Source organism: Roseovarius sp. W115, assembly GCF_032842945.2.
Lineage (GTDB): Bacteria > Pseudomonadota > Alphaproteobacteria > Rhodobacterales > Rhodobacteraceae > Roseovarius > Roseovarius rhodophyticola.
Genome location: NZ_CP146606.1, coordinates 1,435,229 through 1,452,508, shown reverse-complemented (window position 1 = coordinate 1,452,508; position 17,280 = coordinate 1,435,229). Strand labels below are relative to the sequence as shown.

The 17,280-nt window shown below is 54.3% G+C and carries 19 protein-coding genes and 2 pseudogenes; 7 read left to right on the top strand and 14 right to left on the bottom strand.

Annotated elements, in window-relative coordinates:
- Nucleotides 1-8 precede the first annotated feature (8 nt).
- From RZS32_RS07435 to RZS32_RS07415, 5 genes and pseudogenes are all read right to left on the bottom strand, one after another.
- Nucleotides 9-722: a flagellar hook-basal body complex protein gene (locus RZS32_RS07435; protein WP_317056385.1), complete on the bottom strand. Its 714-nt coding sequence runs from the start codon at nucleotides 720-722 to the stop codon at nucleotides 9-11.
- 1 nt (nucleotide 723) lies between these two features.
- A pseudogene (locus tag RZS32_RS07430) lies at nucleotides 724-992 on the bottom strand (flagellar biosynthetic protein FliQ).
- Nucleotides 993-996: 4 nt separating this feature from the next.
- Nucleotides 997-1,287, bottom strand: coding sequence for a flagellar hook-basal body complex protein FliE (gene fliE, locus RZS32_RS07425; RefSeq protein ID WP_317056383.1), 291 nt, complete (start codon nucleotides 1,285-1,287; stop codon nucleotides 997-999).
- Between the two features lie 21 nt (nucleotides 1,288-1,308).
- Nucleotides 1,309-1,698 carry a flagellar basal body rod protein FlgC gene (gene flgC / locus RZS32_RS07420; RefSeq protein WP_317057856.1) on the bottom strand — a complete coding sequence of 130 codons (390 nt, stop codon included), beginning with the start codon at nucleotides 1,696-1,698 and terminating at the stop codon, nucleotides 1,309-1,311.
- A 14-nt stretch (nucleotides 1,699-1,712) separates the two neighbouring features.
- Nucleotides 1,713-2,099, bottom strand: a complete 387-nt coding sequence (locus RZS32_RS07415; RefSeq protein WP_317056382.1) for a FlgB family protein — start codon at nucleotides 2,097-2,099, stop codon at nucleotides 1,713-1,715.
- A gap of 84 nt (nucleotides 2,100-2,183) precedes the next feature.
- On the opposite strand from RZS32_RS07415, the pseudogene RZS32_RS07410 reads away from it, so the two are divergent.
- Nucleotides 2,184-3,570, top strand: a pseudogene (locus tag RZS32_RS07410) (FliI/YscN family ATPase).
- 172 nt (nucleotides 3,571-3,742) lie between these two features.
- Here the strand turns inward: RZS32_RS07410 and RZS32_RS07405 are convergent.
- From RZS32_RS07405 to RZS32_RS07380, 6 genes are all read right to left on the bottom strand, one after another.
- Complete coding sequence (locus RZS32_RS07405) at nucleotides 3,743-4,528, bottom strand: DUF1217 domain-containing protein (RefSeq protein WP_339106865.1); 786 nt, start codon at nucleotides 4,526-4,528, stop codon at nucleotides 3,743-3,745.
- Nucleotides 4,528-4,932, bottom strand: a complete 405-nt coding sequence (gene flbT, locus RZS32_RS07400; protein ID WP_317056379.1) for a flagellar biosynthesis repressor FlbT — start codon at nucleotides 4,930-4,932, stop codon at nucleotides 4,528-4,530. The genes RZS32_RS07405 and flbT overlap by 1 nt, the downstream gene beginning before the upstream one ends.
- The gene (gene flaF / locus RZS32_RS07395) at nucleotides 4,929-5,306 is read right to left on the bottom strand and encodes a flagellar biosynthesis regulator FlaF (protein WP_317056378.1); all 378 of its coding nucleotides are present in this window, start codon (nucleotides 5,304-5,306) and stop codon (nucleotides 4,929-4,931) included. Before flaF ends, flbT begins: the two co-directional genes overlap by 4 nt.
- An 83-nt stretch (nucleotides 5,307-5,389) precedes the next feature.
- Nucleotides 5,390-6,700 carry a flagellin gene (locus tag RZS32_RS07390; protein WP_317056377.1) on the bottom strand — a complete coding sequence of 437 codons (1,311 nt, stop codon included), beginning with the start codon at nucleotides 6,698-6,700 and terminating at the stop codon, nucleotides 5,390-5,392.
- A 223-nt stretch (nucleotides 6,701-6,923) separates the two neighbouring features.
- Nucleotides 6,924-7,283 carry a flagellar protein FlgN gene (locus RZS32_RS07385; protein ID WP_317056376.1) on the bottom strand — a complete coding sequence of 120 codons (360 nt, stop codon included), beginning with the start codon at nucleotides 7,281-7,283 and terminating at the stop codon, nucleotides 6,924-6,926.
- Nucleotides 7,273-7,788: a rod-binding protein gene (locus RZS32_RS07380; RefSeq protein ID WP_317056375.1), complete on the bottom strand. Its 516-nt coding sequence runs from the start codon at nucleotides 7,786-7,788 to the stop codon at nucleotides 7,273-7,275. Before RZS32_RS07380 ends, RZS32_RS07385 begins: the two co-directional genes overlap by 11 nt.
- Between RZS32_RS07380 and RZS32_RS07375 the strand changes: the two genes are divergently transcribed.
- Complete coding sequence (locus RZS32_RS07375; protein WP_317056374.1) at nucleotides 7,787-9,439, top strand: flagellar hook-length control protein FliK; 1,653 nt, start codon at nucleotides 7,787-7,789, stop codon at nucleotides 9,437-9,439. The two genes, RZS32_RS07380 and RZS32_RS07375, sit on opposite strands and share 2 nt — an antisense overlap.
- Before the next feature lie 17 nt (nucleotides 9,440-9,456).
- Nucleotides 9,457-10,128 carry a flagellar hook capping FlgD N-terminal domain-containing protein gene (locus RZS32_RS07370; RefSeq protein WP_317056373.1) on the top strand — a complete coding sequence of 224 codons (672 nt, stop codon included), beginning with the start codon at nucleotides 9,457-9,459 and terminating at the stop codon, nucleotides 10,126-10,128.
- Between the two features lie 126 nt (nucleotides 10,129-10,254).
- Here the strand turns inward: RZS32_RS07370 and ubiB are convergent, their stop codons facing one another.
- Both ubiB and ubiE read right to left on the bottom strand, forming a co-directional pair.
- A complete protein-coding gene (gene ubiB, locus RZS32_RS07365; RefSeq protein ID WP_317056372.1) occupies nucleotides 10,255-11,787 on the bottom strand; it encodes a 2-polyprenylphenol 6-hydroxylase in 1,533 nt (510 codons plus the stop codon).
- 3 nt (nucleotides 11,788-11,790) lie between these two features.
- Nucleotides 11,791-12,534: a bifunctional demethylmenaquinone methyltransferase/2-methoxy-6-polyprenyl-1,4-benzoquinol methylase UbiE gene (gene ubiE, locus RZS32_RS07360; protein WP_317056371.1), complete on the bottom strand. Its 744-nt coding sequence runs from the start codon at nucleotides 12,532-12,534 to the stop codon at nucleotides 11,791-11,793.
- A gap of 96 nt (nucleotides 12,535-12,630) precedes the next feature.
- On the opposite strand from ubiE, the gene mutM reads away from it, so the two are divergent.
- Both mutM and RZS32_RS07350 read left to right on the top strand, forming a co-directional pair.
- Entirely contained in the window at nucleotides 12,631-13,482 is an 852-nt protein-coding gene (mutM, locus tag RZS32_RS07355) for a bifunctional DNA-formamidopyrimidine glycosylase/DNA-(apurinic or apyrimidinic site) lyase (RefSeq protein ID WP_317056370.1), read from the top strand.
- A 65-nt stretch (nucleotides 13,483-13,547) separates the two neighbouring features.
- On the top strand, nucleotides 13,548-14,324 hold the full coding sequence (locus RZS32_RS07350; protein WP_317056369.1) for an enoyl-CoA hydratase: 777 nt from the start codon (nucleotides 13,548-13,550) through the stop codon (nucleotides 14,322-14,324).
- A 22-nt stretch (nucleotides 14,325-14,346) separates the two neighbouring features.
- Here RZS32_RS07350 and glyA read toward each other — a convergent pair whose 3' ends face one another.
- The gene (gene glyA / locus RZS32_RS07345) at nucleotides 14,347-15,660 is read right to left on the bottom strand and encodes a serine hydroxymethyltransferase (protein ID WP_317056368.1); all 1,314 of its coding nucleotides are present in this window, start codon (nucleotides 15,658-15,660) and stop codon (nucleotides 14,347-14,349) included.
- A gap of 99 nt (nucleotides 15,661-15,759) precedes the next feature.
- On the opposite strand from glyA, the gene RZS32_RS07340 reads away from it, so the two are divergent.
- A complete protein-coding gene (locus RZS32_RS07340; protein ID WP_339106864.1) occupies nucleotides 15,760-16,629 on the top strand; it encodes a LysR substrate-binding domain-containing protein in 870 nt (289 codons plus the stop codon).
- Nucleotides 16,630-16,804: 175 nt separating this feature from the next.
- On the top strand, nucleotides 16,805-17,068 hold the full coding sequence (gene rpsT / locus RZS32_RS07335) for a 30S ribosomal protein S20 (RefSeq protein ID WP_317056366.1): 264 nt from the start codon (nucleotides 16,805-16,807) through the stop codon (nucleotides 17,066-17,068).
- Nucleotides 17,069-17,280 lie beyond the last annotated feature (212 nt).

Genomic DNA, 17,280 nt, shown 5'->3' with positions numbered 1-17,280 from the left:
CTTCTGGTCTAGCGTGTGAGAGTTTTGATGACATCGCGGATGCGATTGTCTTCGGCGTCCAGAAAGCTCTGTCCCATTTCGTAGGCACGCTGAACTTCGATCATCCGCGTCATCTCACTGATCGGGTTTACGTTCGACCCTTCCAGAAACCCTTGCAGCAACTGCGGGGTGGCAACGGTGTCAAAAGTGCCTTCAACGCGGAACATGACACCGCCTTCGCGGATAAGGTCATCTCGGTTGTCTGGCATCACGACGCCAAGCTGCCCTAAAAGCCGCTTGCCCGCACTGATTGTGCCATCCGTAGAAATGCCAAGATCAGCGGCATCCGGTGGAATGAAAATCGGTGCACCTCCGGTGTCTAAAACACGATATCCATCATTCGTCACCAAATCGCCCTCTGCCGATAGCGAGAAGGACCCCGCCCGGCTCAGCCGTTCGCCATTGGGTGTTTCAATCAGAAAGAACCCATCGCCCTGTATCGCCACATCCAGCGTGGAGCCGGTCTGCGTCAGTGTGCCAGTGATAAGCGATGTCTGACCGATATTCGCCGTCGCCATGGACAAGGATGGCCCGTTTTGGGTGCGCGACACATGTTCGGAAAAAATGATGCCTTCTGCGCGGTACCCGGTGGTCGCGCTATTTGCGATGTTATTTGCGACAGTTTGCATTTCCCGCAAAAGCCCGGCTTGGCGGTTCAATGTTGTGTATCCCGTGGCTTCCATGTCAGCCTCCGATCATCAGCGGCACAAGCCGGTCTTGAAAAAAGCTACCAGGGTTTGGCTCATGAATCCCATAGTCAGCCAAAACACGGCCACGATGGCCGCGAGCTTTGGTACGAATGTCAAAGTCAGTTCCTGAATCGAGGTCAGCGCCTGGAACAGACCCACAAAAAGCCCAGCCACCAGCGCGACGCTCAGGATTGGAAGCGATGTGATCACCGCCACCCACAGCCCTTGTTTTAAAGTGTCAAAGAAAATGGTTTCGTCGAGCATGCAATTACACCGGCATCCGCAGGATTTCCTGATAGGCTTCGACCACCTTGTCCCGAACGGTAACGGCCGTTTCCACAGCCAGTTCTGTTTGTGCCAGCGCCTGAACCATTGCATGAGGATCAGCTTCACCCACCATGGCGGCAGTTGCCATCGTCTCGCCTTCTTGCAACGTGGCTGCAAAATCGCGTGCCAGGTTGAGTGCCGCATCTCTAGGTTGATTTTGGTCAGCCCGAGGGGCGGTGGCGGATCGCGCAGATGCGTAACTATGCACCGCGTTAACTGGGTTCATGTCCATTCTGGACTCCTTTCGTGGAAGTTATCGCCGTAAAAGATCAAGTAGGCTTGATGACATCTGTCGAGCTTGATCAAACAGCTTCAGATTGGCCTCATAACTGCGTTGCGCCTCTCTCGCGTCTGCAAGCTCGATCACAAGGTTCACGTTGGAACCTTGATAGTGACCCGTCGCATCAGCCAGCGGATGGCTAGGATCAAAAACCTGTTGCAATTCAGTCTTTCCTAGCCTCACCGGGCCGGCAGCAACGCCACCACTCTGCTGCCCGCGGCGCACGGTTTCAAAGGAAACGGCTTTGCGCCTGTAGCCGGGTGTGTCCACGTTTGCGATGTTTTCAGAAACGTGTCGAAGCCGCTGGCTTTGTGCCTGCAATGCGCTGCTTGAAACCGAAAGAGATTTACTGAAGTCTGTCATCCGTGCCTCATGACTCAACGACCCAATGATGTGCGCAGCATGGTCATCGCAGACTTGTAAACGGCGATCGCGCGGTCATGTTGACGTTTGACATCCACGGCATGAAGCATTTCCGTCTCAACAGAGACACTATTGCCATTGGGATCTGTCAGAGCGCCTGAGCGTTTAACGACATCAAAGGACATCGGTGTCGTGTTACCATGAATATGGGAGCCCCGAGTTGCCTTGAGGGCAAATTCGCCTTCGCCGGAACGGACATGTGTTTGGAAAGCGGGGATGTCATTTGCGGCGTATCCCGGAGTGTCTGCGTTTGCCATGTTCTGCGCGATCACGGATTGCCGTGCACCCGCATGCATGGCGGATGCCTGTGCGATACGGAATATTTCCACATTTTTAAACATTAGGGATTCTCCCGTGCTGCCTCAATCAAGGCTTAACCCTGATTCCTTTAGAAATTGTTTTCAGAAAATCATTTGGAGACTCTGATGAGCCTGATGGAACTACATGCGCTCAAGAACGAAATTTCGACTTTGGACTTGGTTCGATCTGTCGGCCGCGTGTCATCTGTGGACGGAACGATGGTTCGAGTGTCCGGCCTTTCAGGTGTTGCGCGATTGGGGGATCGTGTGCGCATCGTTTCCGCCGACGGCCAAAATGTGTCCGGAGAGATCATACGTCTTGTCGAGGGTGAAGCGTCTGTGTTGCCTGACGAAGCGCCAGTTGGAATTTCTCTGCGTGACCGCGTTGTCCTTGGGCGCCCTGGACAGATTTCTCCAAGCAATAGCTGGATCGGCCGCATTCTTGATCCCTTCGGCCGGGCATTGGACGGAAAGCCTCTTATGAAAGGGTCGTACGCCAGACGCCTGCAATCGCCTCCACCGATGCCGTCCCAAAGACGTGCTTTGGGCACTCGGCTGGAAACAGGTATGGCTGTTTTCAACACGCTGTTGCCAATCGTTCGGGGTCAGCGCATCGGCCTCTTTGCGGGATCGGGTGTGGGCAAGTCACAGCTTTTGGCCACATTAGGGCAAAACATGGCGGCCGATGTGGTTGTGTTCGCGCTCATTGGCGAACGTGGGAGAGAGCTACTGGATTTTGCCAAGAATGGCCTTGGTCCCAACGGCATGAAGCGTTCTGTCATCATCGCAGCCACATCAGATCAATCACCGCTTCTGCGGCGGCAATGCGCTTGGGCGGCAATGTGCGTGGCTGAGCATTTTCGTGATCAGGGCAAACATGTTTTGCTCTTGGCGGATCTCGATGACGCGGTTTGCAGAAGCTCATCGCGAAGTTGCGGTGGCTGCCGGCGAGCTTCCAGCTTTGCGCGGTTTTCCGGCCTCTACAGCACATATGCTCATGTCACTCTGCGAACGCGCTGGGCCAGGTGAAATGGAGCAGGGCGATATTACGGCGGTGTTCAGCGTGCTGGTCGCCGGTTCGGATATGGACGAACCAATTTCCGACATTCTTCGCGGGGTGCTCGATGGCCACGTCGTGATGGATCGTCAAATAGCAGAACGCGGTCGCTATCCAGCGATTGAACTCCTGAGATCCGTGTCACGCAGCTTGCCTTCAGCCGCCAGTGACAGCGAAAACGCCTTGATTATGCAGGCACGAAATCTCCTCGGCAGCTATCAGGCTTCTGAAACGATGATCCGAGCAGGGCTCTATGCAGAGGGCAGTGACCCTCAACTTGACCAGGCGATACGCGCATGGCCTGATCTGGATGCTTTTCTGGCGGAGCCAGAAGCACAAAACACGCAACATAGTTTCGACCGACTTGCATTGATCCTCAGACGTGCAACACAGTCGCAGGTTGGTGGGCCAGTAACCAAATCACCAAACAAAATTCAAGTGAGGGCAAAGAGTTAAAACGACCTTCCGGTGCTCATGGAAAACATCTTTGGGGTTGAATAATGCAACAGGCCTCGAAACAAGAGCGAATGAGAAACGAAGACGCCCAGTACGAAAAGCATTGAGACCAGGCGCGTACAAACACAGCTATTGTGGACCGGGATAGATGTGAAACGAAGCGCTCGGTGAGTTAAGCTTGAAGCAGACTGAGCGCTATGGACATTGGAGATTGTATAGTTGCGCTCTGGATTTGATCTCGAACCAAAAAACTGTGCAATACGGCTTCCCTTGTTTCGGTATCCGCCAAGGCATCTAAAGACTCTAGACCCAAGGTGCGCTGAGACTTTTCTTTAAAAACCTCCAATTGACGATCAATGTCCAATTGAGCAAATCCGGATGGCAGGCCAAGCGCAGTTTCAAATACTGTACGAAGCGGAGGCGTCCCGAGGATCTGAAACCAACGGGCATCTTCAGATGAAGACGAATTCGCGATCTCAACTAGCTCACGATCTGCATTGAGTGCCAGTCGCATGCTTTCGTTTCTCTCGCCGACAGCGACCTCGAATTCTCGTGTTCGAAATAGGTTGGTGATCTCGCGGCCAAAGCCTGTTTCAATTGTCCTGAGCGTCTCTGCTTCGCCAAAGCCGAAGGCTTCGGAAAGCCGGGCGTATCTGTCGTCCGCGAGCCGATTGGCTAGAGCATCGCTATCCTGTGTACCTTCTTCGAGGACGGTTTTTATCAGGTACCGGTTGTCAATATCGTCCTGAAGACCAAAGGCGCCAAGCGCCACGCGCAGCAATCGCCTATCACCAACCAGATCTTCTGGCGTGTGAATGGTGGCGATCGTTTTCTCAAAGTAGTCTGTGTCTCGCACGATCTCGGGAGATTTTTCGAACGCGTTCGTCTGGCTTTCGAGGGTATTTTGCAAAAACACCCAACCGCTGACGCCCGAAAAAGGGACAACTGGCTGAAACACTAGGCTGCGCCCCGCGCCAGAAGCTGCTTTTCGCGCGGCAAGAGCATGCGCAAGGCCTTCAGGCACTGATAGTGATGATCTTCCAAAAGCGCCTCTGTGGCACGTGTCAGCCAGGTTCGGCTCTCAGAGTCTAAAAACACCTGGCTCAACTCTTCGATTCTCCGCATCAACGACAGGCGCGTGTCCGCAGCATTGCTGTCGCCGCTCAGCACCAGTTGCACTGCGTAGCAAACGCGTCGGACCGGAGTTGTGGCTGCGTCTGGATGAATTGCATCCTTGAGTCGAAGAATATTTGCGTTCGGTGTCAAAATCGACAGACGTGATCTTCGGTCGCCGTTCTCAACAACGGCCCCGTTCACCAGAACACGTTCCTTTGGGCCAAGCTTTAGGACCAGTCCAGTCATGATGTTTGTCCTCCGCTGCGCAACCCGCGCATGATTGCCGTGTTGATCTCGATCAGCGGTTCGACAGTTCCTGTCTGCTTTAAAACCTGTGTACTGTGTTGGCGCGTGAACTCTGAAAGATAAAAGATCCTCGCGCGCAACTCTGGCGACAAGCCGTTTGACGTGCTGGCAACATCACTGGCCAGCAAAGTCCACAAGCGGCGGTTATCGTGCAAGGCCGCGGCAAGTTCCTTAAATCCCTTTCTTCCAAGGGAAGAGGCCTGCTTTAGCCGACTTGTGATGCGGGCGAAGGCATCGAATTCCGTTTCCTTGTGGGTTTTGACCGATTGAGTTTGGTCGCGATACGCGTTTTGCGCATATAAGGTGGCGTTCACAGCTCGTCCTTCCGCAGGAAATAATCTTTATAGGGTTTTGTTGTTAAAGGGATGGGGCGCCAGGATGGCGCCCCATCGTTGTATCAGCCTCTAAACAGAGACAGGATGGTTTGTGGTGCACTGTTGGCAATCGAGAGAGCCTGTACGCCGAGCTGTTGCTGCACCTGAAGCGCTTGAAGGCGCGCAGATGCAGCTTCCATATCAGCGTCCACCAACGCACCAATGCCTGATTTCAGCGAGTCCGTGAGATTGGAAATGAACTCGGACTGCGTTTCAATACGGCCTCGAACCGATCCGAAATCTGCAGCCGCATCAATGGCTGTTTGGATGAGGCCTTCGATATCCTCCAAGGCGCTTTCGGCCCCGGCATCAGTGGTCACATCAATGCCGGCCAGGTCTTCAAGGCCACCACCTTGCGTCACACCAACGGTTTCCACAGCTTGCAAGGAGAAGTTGTTGCCTGTGCCGGTTTCACCAGTGAACGTAATTGTGGCAACTCCGGTCCCCGCCACTGTCACAGCGGCTGCAATTGTAGATGTCTCTGCGAGCGTGCCGTCATCAATAGCGGCTGAAACGCGTGCATTAAATGCGTCCGCCAAGGCATTGGCGACATCCGCCTGCGTGTCGCCGTCACGTGCAACATAGGCAACCTCTCGCGTTGCATCATTGAAGGCCGCGCCAACGGTTCCCGCCGCGGCAGAGATGTTGACCTGAACAGCTGTACCTGCCGCTACAGTATCAATCACAAGTGTTTGCGTCGGTGGTGTTGCCGCGCCCGTCAAAGCAACTACCGAAGCCGCATCCAGTGCACCACTGATTGATCCGCCAGAACCTGTTGCTGTCGCCGTGCCAGCCGTGTAATCAGCTACTTCTAGGCCAAGATCGTTCTTTGACACATCGATATAGCTGATACCGACCGTCCCATTGCTTGCACGGTCAAGTGAGCTCAGAACCTGTACGGTCCCCGTGTCCGCTGTATTTTCACGGTTGGACAAGAGATTCAAACCATTGAATTGTGCCGCCCCCGCGACGGCTGTGATTTGATCGCGCAGAACGTTGATATCATCCTGGATCTTGCTGCGGTCCACGTTGGATTCCTGAGCGTTAACGATCTTTCCCTTGATGTCCGTCAGGAGGTCAGAAATCGTCTCCGATGCGTTTTGAGCGACGGCAACAGTTGATTCACCCAGTGAAAGACTGTCCGAAATCGATTGAAACCCCTTCACGTCGGCTTCCATCACTTTGGAAATTGCCCAAACGGCGGCGTTATCTTTCGCTGATCCGACGGTTTTGCCTGTCGAGATTTCGCTTTGCGTCGCCGCAAGGTTCTTGTTGATAGAACGCAGCGTTTGAAGCGCGACCATCGCGCTATTGTTTGTCAGAATGCTGGACATAAATTATTCCTTTAGCCTGCGGCGCTTTTGCGCCATTTGCAACATGTGCTCACGACATATGAGCAACCTCTGATGTCGTTCTGACCAGTGCGGGACCAAACCAGCCTGACCCGCGCCATCCGTCTCAGGACGCATGTCGGGTTCTCGCGCGGAAGTGCTAAAGGAATGCTAAACTCAATCCACCTTCTGAAGCGGATTTAGTGAAAATTAGAAAAACAATCGCTCAAGCGCGCTTTTCGACTTTGCGCACGACTTCACCTTCGATCACCTTTTTCTGTCCGTCTTTGCCATATGTTTCCAGATTCCGGCGAATATGGCGTATGGTGGCCAATCGCATGGACGCGCGTCGAATGCCTTGCAAAGCACCGTCAAGCAGCACCTGATTGCGCACGATCTTGCTATGCAGTTCCTTTAGTGGCTCTGCTTTGGTGCCATTCAACGCGTTCACCTTGTCAATTAGGTTCTCCTTAGACGCCAGAAGTGCCGCGATTTTCTCAAGATCACCTTTGAGCAGGGCCTCTCGTTCGTTTTCTAGTAAGTCGTCCAATTCATCAAAAAGGCTCTGCGTGGAACTATGCGCCATTCTCAGTCTCCATTAGTGCTCTCATAATATGCTCGGTTAGCCCCACACCCCCTGCAGCAGCAATTTGGTCTGCGATCACCTGTCGATGAAATGAGGCGAACTGATCTTCGCCCGAGCCGCCGGAAAACGAGTTTTCCTGCTCGCCAAATCCTGCAGCCTTTAGCATCTCAGCCAGAAACGTCGCCTCTAGTTTTTCGGCGGCCAACTTGATGTCTTCGGTGCGAGAAATGTTTGCAGTGGATGTTTTGGAGATAGGATTAACCTGTAAAATTTCTGTCACGTATTTCACTCGAATTGCTTGGAACTGATCTGCATTTGATCCCAAAGCGGTAAAGAACTGGTAACTGTGTTTTGCAATGTTGGCCGCGCTGAGGAAGAAATCCGCGGAGGCCGACATGTTGCATATTCTGATGAACCATCTTTTGGCGAGGACAGGTGCGGAAACTCTGTCTTCTGCCGCTGAGGTTGTCTCCGACGGGGTACCCAAGGGTGACTTCCTTGGCATGCTTGAGGACGTGATTGCTTCGAACGATGTGGACCAAAAGTTTGTCGATGGTCTTGCGACTCCGAAAAACCAAGCAAACTCAAACAAGCAAAGAGAAGAAGAGGCCGCACCGGGAAAAACTGTTGTCGAAGGTACAGACATGCGAGCGACGGCCTATGATATTGCCCTGGACGACGAGATCCATGGGGCAATTGAGTCCGAGATTGATCCACTCAACGTTGCAGTGTTGGCCAAACCCGCGGAAAACTTTGAAAACAAACCCACCCCAACAGAGAGCACGTCAGATTTTGTAGGTCATAACGACCACAAAATGCCAAAAGACGAAAAACCCCAGACGGATTTGGAGTTGCAAGAAGGCGTGGGCGTCACGCGTGTCTCAAAGTCATCAGGCATTTTGGAACGCGCACAACACCCGGCAAATACTCCTCAGGTTTTGCCAGACTCCACAATATTCCAAAAGCTTCCAGTCTCAGCGGGCGACAACTCAGTTCCCCGCCAAACTGCTCTGCATGCAACAAATGACGCGGCAGGCGAACACACACCGCCCGTACAGATCCAAAAAAACTCACCCAGAACTCATGAGGCAAAGCTTCATCAGGATCCCACTGCGACTCTCTCAGAGTTTAGAACAGCTAAGGCGCATGATCAGACTGCTCTCAGAGCTGTTTTTGAACCCGTTAAGCAATGGGAGACAATACCAAATTCTAATAAGGTACCTGAGTCGCCTGTTCCAACCAGGAATGTAACCGGCCTTATGCAGAACCCAACAGAAGGGATGGATGACCGGACGCCAAAATGGACGCCAGCCCAGATCAAGGTTCCACCGCCCGCAGTTAGCGACGCAACAACACCTCAAACACAAAAAGAGCCAACTGAGCCACTTCGCCCAGGGGTTCTGGCGCAAAATCACGTGCCCGCCAAATCTACCCAATCCGAGCTTCCTTCGCCGTACCAAAACGTCTCGTACCTATGGCCGAGCCGCACTAATCCGGATGCACCACGCGGGCAAAAAGCGTTCAGCTCTGAAGAACACACCCCAAAATTGGTCGCCCCTTCGGACAAGCCCACAGCGCCTTCTTCCCCTTCGCCTTTTTTGAGTCAGATGTCTTTTCCAAAATCGCATGCGTCATCTGGTCAAGAAGTTGCTTTCGATCTTCAGCCATCCTTCGCATCACTTGGCGCTACCGAGATTGTGCAAACCCCGAAGCAAGGGCACTCTACTGTGTTTCAGACACCAGATCTGCCCAGACATGTCGCCCAACAGATGGCAACAGCGGTTCGGACAACTTCAGATAATTCTGTCGCGATCACTCTCAAACCGGCCGAGCTGGGCCGTGTGCAAATCAGCATGTCGACGAGCGAAGCAGGCGTTGTTGTGCATGTCATTGCTGAACGCCCTGAAACTTTGGAACTCATGCGTCGTCATATCGATCAACTTGCCAATGAGTTTCAGGATATCGGCTATGGCCAATCAGAATTCCGCTTTGACGGTGCCGGGTCTGGTGAACGCCAGACACGCGATGATCAGCACAGTGAACAGAGCGGTGAAACCACCGCCCCCAATCTCCCTATGCTTCAGAGAGCGAGTGATGAAGGTCATTTGGCGATACCCGGCCACATTGACCTTGACCGCGTTGATATTCGAATTTGATCCAGAAAGGGCAAACTATGGATGTGTCGCAACCCACACAAACGCCAAACCAGACCCAACCCGCCAACCCGCCGGCGACCAGCGATCAGACAGACACAGTTCTGAGTTCTGATTTTGAAACCTTCATCCGTATGCTCACGGTTCAGATGCAAAATCAGGATCCGCTCAATCCGCTGGAATCAACGGAATTTGCAACTCAGCTCGCAACGTTTTCAAGCGTGGAGCAACAGGTTCTGACCAACGATCTCTTGAGTGATCTTGGCGCTCAGCTAAGCGCGCTTGGTGTCTCGCAGCTTTCTGGTTGGATAGGCATGGAAGGACGCGCGCATGTGCCTGTAGAGTTTGACGGGCAGCCGGTTACACTGACAACACATGGCTCTTCTCTGGCAGATACGCACGAGTTGGTGGTGCGCGATACGAACGGTGTGGTTGTGCAGCGATTAGAGACGACGGGCGAACGCCAAACGGTCGCATGGGCTGGTTATGACTCAAACGGAAATCCTTTGCCGAACGGGACGTATCAAATCGACATCGAATCCTTTTCACAAGGTGCGCTTGTGGCCACGAGCCCGGTGCAGGTGCACGGCCGCATAACTGAAGCGCGTATTCAGAATGGTCAGACTCATCTTGTGTTGGAAGGAGGGCAAGAAGTGATATCTTCGAACATCCTTGGTCTAAGAGAACCTTAATGCGCCCGGTCTTTGACCTGAGACATCAGATAAAGGCAGGGCGCACGCGACACTCATATCTTGCGCTGCAGTCGACCCAAAGCTGTGAGTCAGGTTTTGGGTCGAACGCCTTAAGCTACTCGCCCGTCAACTTAGTAATGTGATCAGAGCGGCTGTCATCCCGCCAAGCGCAATACCCAGGAAAAGCCAAAACACAGATTTCCAGCGGATTGCCGGTTTGGTTTCGACCTGAGGTGTCGACTGCCTTATCAGCGCCTGTTCCACAATCTGTGGTAAACGTGGCCCATAGCGTGACAACACCATCATCGTTTTCTGCAAATCCCGAAGCGCGGCACCGGGACCCAGGTTTTTGCGGATATAGTTTTCCACAACAGGTTTGGCGACCTGCCAGATGTTGATCTGCGGATTGAGGCTCCGTGCGACGCCTTCGACTACAACCATGGTCCGCTGCAAGAGGATTAACTCCGTACGCGTCTCCATCCCGAACCGCTCTGTCACCTCGAAGAGATAGCTGAGTAGCCCGCCCATAGAGATATGTGTCGCATCCATGCCAAAAATGGGTTCCCCTACAGCGCGCAATGCACGGGCAAACTCATCGACATCCTGATTGGCTGGCACATAGCCCGCTTCAAAATGCACTTCGGCCACACGCCTATAGTCGCGCTTGATGAAGCCATAGAGAATCTCTGCATAAACTCGCCGCGTGTACTCATCGATGTGACCCATAATGCCAAAGTCATAGGCAATGATGTCACCATCGGCCCTCACCTTGAGATTGCCCTGATGCATGTCCGCGTGAAAAAACCCGTCGCGCAGTGCATGGTTCAGGAAAAGCTGCAAGACACGCTCGCCAAGCTCAGCCCGATCATGCCCTGCCTGATCCAATCCGTCATTGTCACCCATGGGCACACCATCGGCCCACTCCATTGTCATCACACGCCGGTTTGACATGTCCCAGCGAATAGCGGGAAGCGCAAAGCCCTGATCATCTGTGATGTTGGTGGCAAACTCGCTGGCCGATGCAGCTTCAAGCCGAAGATCCAGTTCGCCCTGCACCACGCCTTCAAAATGCTGAATCACTTCCCGCGGCCGCAGCCGTCGAGAAGATGGCGACAACAGCTCAATCATGCGCGCGACAAAATAAAACGCGTCGATGTCCTTGCGGAACGCTTTCTCAATACCGGGCCGCAAAACTTTGACGGCCACCGGGTCACCTGTGTCTTTCAGGCGCGCCTTGTGAACTTGTGCAATCGACGCCGCCGCGACCGGTTCGCTAAACTCGGTGAAAAGCGCGTCAACGTCATGGCCAAGCTCTTGTGCGACGCTTGCTTTGGCCTTGGCCACGCTGAAGGGCGGCAGCTTGTCCTGCAAAACGCGCAATTCGGTAGCCAGATCATCACCCACGATGTCGGGCCGCGTCGAAAACACCTGACCAAATTTGATATAGGCCGGGCCAAGGGCCGTGAGTGCGCGCAGCGCAGGCGGCATTGAGGTATCACCCTTGTAGCCCAGCCACTGAAACGGCCAGGCCAGAAAGCGCATCGTGCCGCGCACCAGCGGCGGCGCATCCATCGCATCCATGATAAGACGCATGGCACCTGTGCGTTCAAGCGTTGCCCCCGTGCGGATCAGGCGCAGAATATTGTGTGGCCCGCGCACCGCTTAGATTTTCCAACCGGAATGCAAACAGGCGATGCCCATGCTCAGATTGCGGTACTTGGCCTGCTCGAATCCCGCAGCTTGGATCATCCTGAGAAATGTTTCTTGGTCCGGAAATTTGCGGATCGATTCGACCAGATACTGATAGCTATCGCGATCATTGGCGATCATCTGACCCATGCGCGGAATGATGTTGAAACTATAAAGATCATAGGCCTTCTGCATCATGTCGTTGGGGATTTGGCTAAACTCTAGAACCATAAGCCGCCCGCCCGGTTTGAGAACCCGGTATGCCTCAGCCAAAGCCTCCTCTGGGCGTGTCACGTTTCGAATGCCAAAGCTGATCGTATAGACATCAAAACTGTTGTCCTCAAATGGCAAGACCATGGCATCGCCGACGATCCATTCCAGCTGATCGGCCTTCTGTTCAGCATCGGCACGCTTGCGCCCTTCGACCAACATTGGCTCTGTCAGATCAAGAACCGTCGCATGACCGCTGCCCGCGCGGTTCAGAAACCGAAAGGCGATGTCCCCGGTGCCGCCGGCCACATCCAATAGTTTTTGACCAGCCCTTGGCGCAAGCCAGTCCATCATCGCGTCTTTCCAGATGCGGTGAATGCCAAAGGACATGGCATCGTTCATCACATCGTACTTCGACGCCACAGACCCAAAGACGCCTTGCACCCGCCCGGCCTTCTGGCTTTCGGGGATATCTTCAAATCCAAAATGTGTTGTTTTCTCGGTCATTTCCGCGAGAGGCCTTGCTGTTTTCTATCTCAGACCTTCTTATAGGCCGCTACGTGCGGGTTACAATGCGCCGCTTTGCCCATCAGAGGACCTAAAATGCCTGAACTGCCAGAGGTAGAGACAGTACGTCGCGGCCTGGAACCGGCCATGACAGGTGCAAAAATTGCCAAGGCTCAGGTGAATCGCCCCGATTTGCGCTGGCCCTTCCCCGAACGTATGGCAGAGCGGCTGACGGGTGCCACCGTTCGCGGTCTGCGCCGCCGGTCCAAATACATCCTTGCAGATTTGTCTTCAGACGAAACGCTGCTTGTTCATTTAGGCATGTCTGGGCGTATGTTGGTCTCGGGCGACCCGTTGGGACAGTTCGTTCATACCCACCCAACCCCTGCAAAACATGACCATGTGGTGCTCGATATGGACAATGGCGCGCGCATCACCTTCAACGACCCGCGCCGCTTTGGCGCGATGGATCTGATGCCTACCCGCGAGATCGACAGCCATCCATTGCTGGCCAAACTTGGCCCCGAACCATTGGGCAACAGCTTTGATGAACCTTATCTGCTGCGAGCGCTGAAAGCGAAGAATACACCCATCAAATCCGCCCTTCTGGATCAACGAATCGTTGCCGGTCTGGGAAATATCTACGTCTGTGAAGCTCTTTACCGAGCGTCAATTTCGCCCAAAAAACGCGCAGGGGGCCTGTCAAAACGCCGCGCCGCTGCGTTGGTTCCCATCATCCGAGAGGTGCTGGCCGATGCCATCGAGGCGGGAGGATCCTCTTTGCGCGATTTCCGCCAAGCCGATGGAGAACTTGGATATTTTCAGCACAGATTTGACGTCTACGGTCGCGAAGCAGAGCCCTGCAACCGCCCCGATTGCAAAGGAACAATCCGCCGGATCGTCCAATCAGGTCGATCCAGCTTCTATTGCGCGCAATGCCAAAGATGAGGTTGATCCGAGCCACGCAAATGGTAATGAATCACTTTTGACAGAAACAAACAAAGGCAGATTTCATGGCCTATGAGACGATCATCGTCGAAGTAGAAGACCACGTCGCCAAAATCACCCTGAACCGCCCCGATGCTTTGAACGCTCTTAACAGTCAGTTGTTGAGCGAACTGGTCGATGCCCTTCAGGATGCGCAAGGCAACGACAAAGTGCGCTGCATTGTGCTCACCGGTTCCGATAAAGCCTTCGCTGCGGGGGCAGACATCAAGATGATGGCCGAGAAAAGCTTCGTCGAGGTATTTTCCGGTGACCTCTTTGGACCCGAGGCCGACGCGATCATGCGCGTCCGTAAACCCATCATCGCCGCCGTCTCTGGCTACGCACTGGGCGGCGGGTGCGAATTGGCAATGATGTGCGACTTTATCATCGCCTCAGACACCGCCAAATTCGGCCAGCCCGAGATCAATCTTGGTGTGATGGCCGGTCTTGGCGGTTCGCAACGTCTGACACGCTTTATTGGCAAATCCAAATCCATGGACATGAACCTCACCGGTCGCTTCATGGATGCCGAAGAAGCCGAACGCGCGGGCCTCGTCAGCCGTGTGGTCCCTGCCAAAAAGCTGCTGGATGAGGCCATGAGCGCCGCTCAGAAGATCGCAGAGAAATCGATGGTCAGCGTGATGGCTGTCAAAGAAGCGGTCAATCGCTCGTACGAAGTGCCACTTGCCGAAGGCTTGCTATTCGAACGCCGCGTCTTTCACTCGCTTTTCGCCACCGAAGACCAAAAAGAGGGCATGGCCGCCTTTGCGGAAAAGCGCGAGGCGCAGTTCCGCGACAAGTAATGTGCGGCAAGCGCTTCGCGTCTCAGTTCACATAATGCACTTTATTGAAGGTCTCGCGCATCACTTGCGTGCGCGGGGCCACGTCGCCAGGATTTCCTGACAACCCTTCCGCAATCAGATCGGCAAGATCAGGCACATGGTCGGGTGTCACGCCCCAACGTACCAATTCCGGGGTGCCAATCCGCAGACCGTTCATGTCCGCCTCAACCGCTTCAAGTGGAAGCCCAATACCGCAAGCGAGAAAACCGGCCTGTCGCAAAGTCTTGGATGCGGCCTGCCCACCGCCATAGCGCGCAGCCTCTACAGCGAACTGATGCGATTGCGTTAGGCCATGTCGCGTTTCAAACACCGGGACATCCCGGTCCGCCAACGCCTTGGCCAAAGAGAGCGACAAGTCGATCATCGCATTGGCATAGGCTTTGCCATGGTCGCGCCAATCAAGCATGGTGATGGCCAGAGCCGCCGATTTTGCTGCATCAAAATTGGCGGTCATTCCGGGAAAAGCGATCGCATCAAGGCGCTGGGCCAGGTCGGCCTCATTCGTCACGACAAGACCGCCAGCGGGGCCACCAAGGCTCTTGTAGGTGCTCATCGTCATCACATGTGCGCCTTCACTCAACGGATTGCGCCATGCGCGCCCGGCAATCAGCCCGCATTGATGGGCGGCATCAAACAAAACCTTCGCCCCCACCTCATCCGCGATCTCGCGCACCTCCGCCACCGGATGCTGAAACAGGTTCAGACTGCCGCCAATGGTGATGAGCTTGGGCTTTTCAGATTTGGCAAGCTCGCGAAGCGCATCCAGATCCACGGTAAACCCATCTGCGTTTACCGGCGCCGGCACAGAACGCAGACCATAGAGTCCGGCACAGCCCTCTGCATGATGCGTCACATGCCCGCCAATCGTGGCTGGCGGGGCAATGATCGTATCACCCGGCTGACAGGTGGCCATGAAGGCATAGAGGTTTCCCATTGCGCCCGAGGCGACGCGAATTTCCGCAAACTTCGCCTGAAAAATCTCAGCAGCCAGTTCGGCGGCGATGACCTCTATCTCTTCGATGGCTTCCAAACCCATCTCGTACTTGTCGCCTGGATAGCCAAGAGACGGCCGCGACCCCAGCCCTTTGGCGAGAACCGCCTCTGCGCGAGGGTTCATCACGTTGGTGGCGGGATTCAGGTTGAAACAAGCACTTTCGTGGATCACCCGGTTGTCTTCAACCAGCTGAGAAATTCGGTCAAGAACCGTAGCACTGCAAGATTCCGCAGTCTGGGCCGCAATTTCTTGAACTAGCGTCTCACAAATTTCCGGCACCCAGTTCCTTTTCATGAGATGCATCAACTCTCTCCCTTTGGTCTCATCCAAGCATCACCCGCCTCGACCTGGTCGGCAAACCAGTTTATCAAAAATTGAGTTTAGAAAAACTAAGGCTAGAAAATGTCCATCTCACCTCCTCGGCCGAAAAGTCCACCTCTGAATGCATTGAGGGCATTTGAAGCCGCCGCGCGACTGGGTGGCTTTGCCAAGGCTGCTGAGGAACTATCTGTCAGTCCGGGTGCGATATCCCAACATATCAAATCGCTTGAGAGCTGGGTGGGCGTGGCGCTGTTCGAACGACAGTCACAGGGCGTTGTGTTGTCTCAAACCGGCGTGCGTTTGGCGCCTGGGTTCATCAAAGCCTTCGATGCGTTGGGCGCGGCAGTACGAGATCTTTGCGATGAAGCACCTGAACGTGCCATCCAGATCGCGGCGCTGCCAAGTGTTGCGCAGCTTTGGCTGCCATCGCGCATGTCAATTTTGCGGTCCGAGTTTCCGGGCACAAAATTATCAGTCACAGCTTTGGAAGACCCTCCAAACCTGAAGCGTGACATCTTTGACATGACGTTTTTCCTTGGGGCACCAACGGGTATCAGGGAAGAGACCGTTCTTGAGGAAGATGAAATATTCCCAGTCTGCGCCCCAAACATTGCGGCCCGCCTTAAAGCACCATCTGATTTGCAAGCCGAAACGCTTATCCTTGATGCGTCTTGGCGGGCTGACTGGAGTATGTGGTGCGAGGCTGCTGGCTTGGACCTTCGGAACTTGGAGGAGGCCGCACAATACTCTCTTTACGCTCTGGCCCTTGAAGAAGCCCGAAACGGTGCAGGCGTCTTGATCGGTCACAAGAGTCTCGTGCGACCTGCGTTACGAGACGGCAGCCTGGTCGCCCCGTTCCAGCATCGAGTTTCCACCGGTCTCTGCCTGATCATGACAGCCACCAAGCGCGCGCATGCTTTGGCCCAACGCATCAAGGGGCTTGTGACCTGACGGATTGAAGTTGGTTTTTTAAGCTTTGCAAACGTGGCTAACTTGGCTATATGCCGCCGCAAGACATGCGCGTGCGGCCCGCTCTGGCCAGAATCACACCGGCTGTGGACCTGCCGGATCGGGTTAACCCTCGTGCACCAATGAACGACATGAACCCGAGAAAAGGTCTAAACCCATGGCTAATACTGCCCAGTCCAAGAAACGCGCACGTCAGAATTTGCGCCGTCTGGAAATCAACAAAGCACGTCGCTCACGGATTCGAACATACCTCCGCAAAGTCGAGGAAGCGATCACATCCGGTGACAAAGATGCCGCACAAAATGCACTCCGCGCGGCTCAACCAGAGCTTATGCGCGGTGTGAACAAAGGTGTGTTTCACAAAAACACGGCTGCACGAAAAATGTCTCGACTGGCCGCCCGGGTCAAAGCTCTGGGCTGACTTTGTGAGCTAAGTTATTGATCGAAAAAGAGGCCCTCCCTTAGGGCTTCTTTTTTTGTCGGAAGCTGAAAAATAAGCCCGATAGATTCTTTTCGCGCAAAGCCGCTGTCAAGCGCGAAGATAAGTTGCCGACGCCCAGAGTCAGTTGCTAATTTCACGAGGCGATTCACGCTTGGGGGGACAGACTTTTATTCCGCGCCGACCTTTCTGCG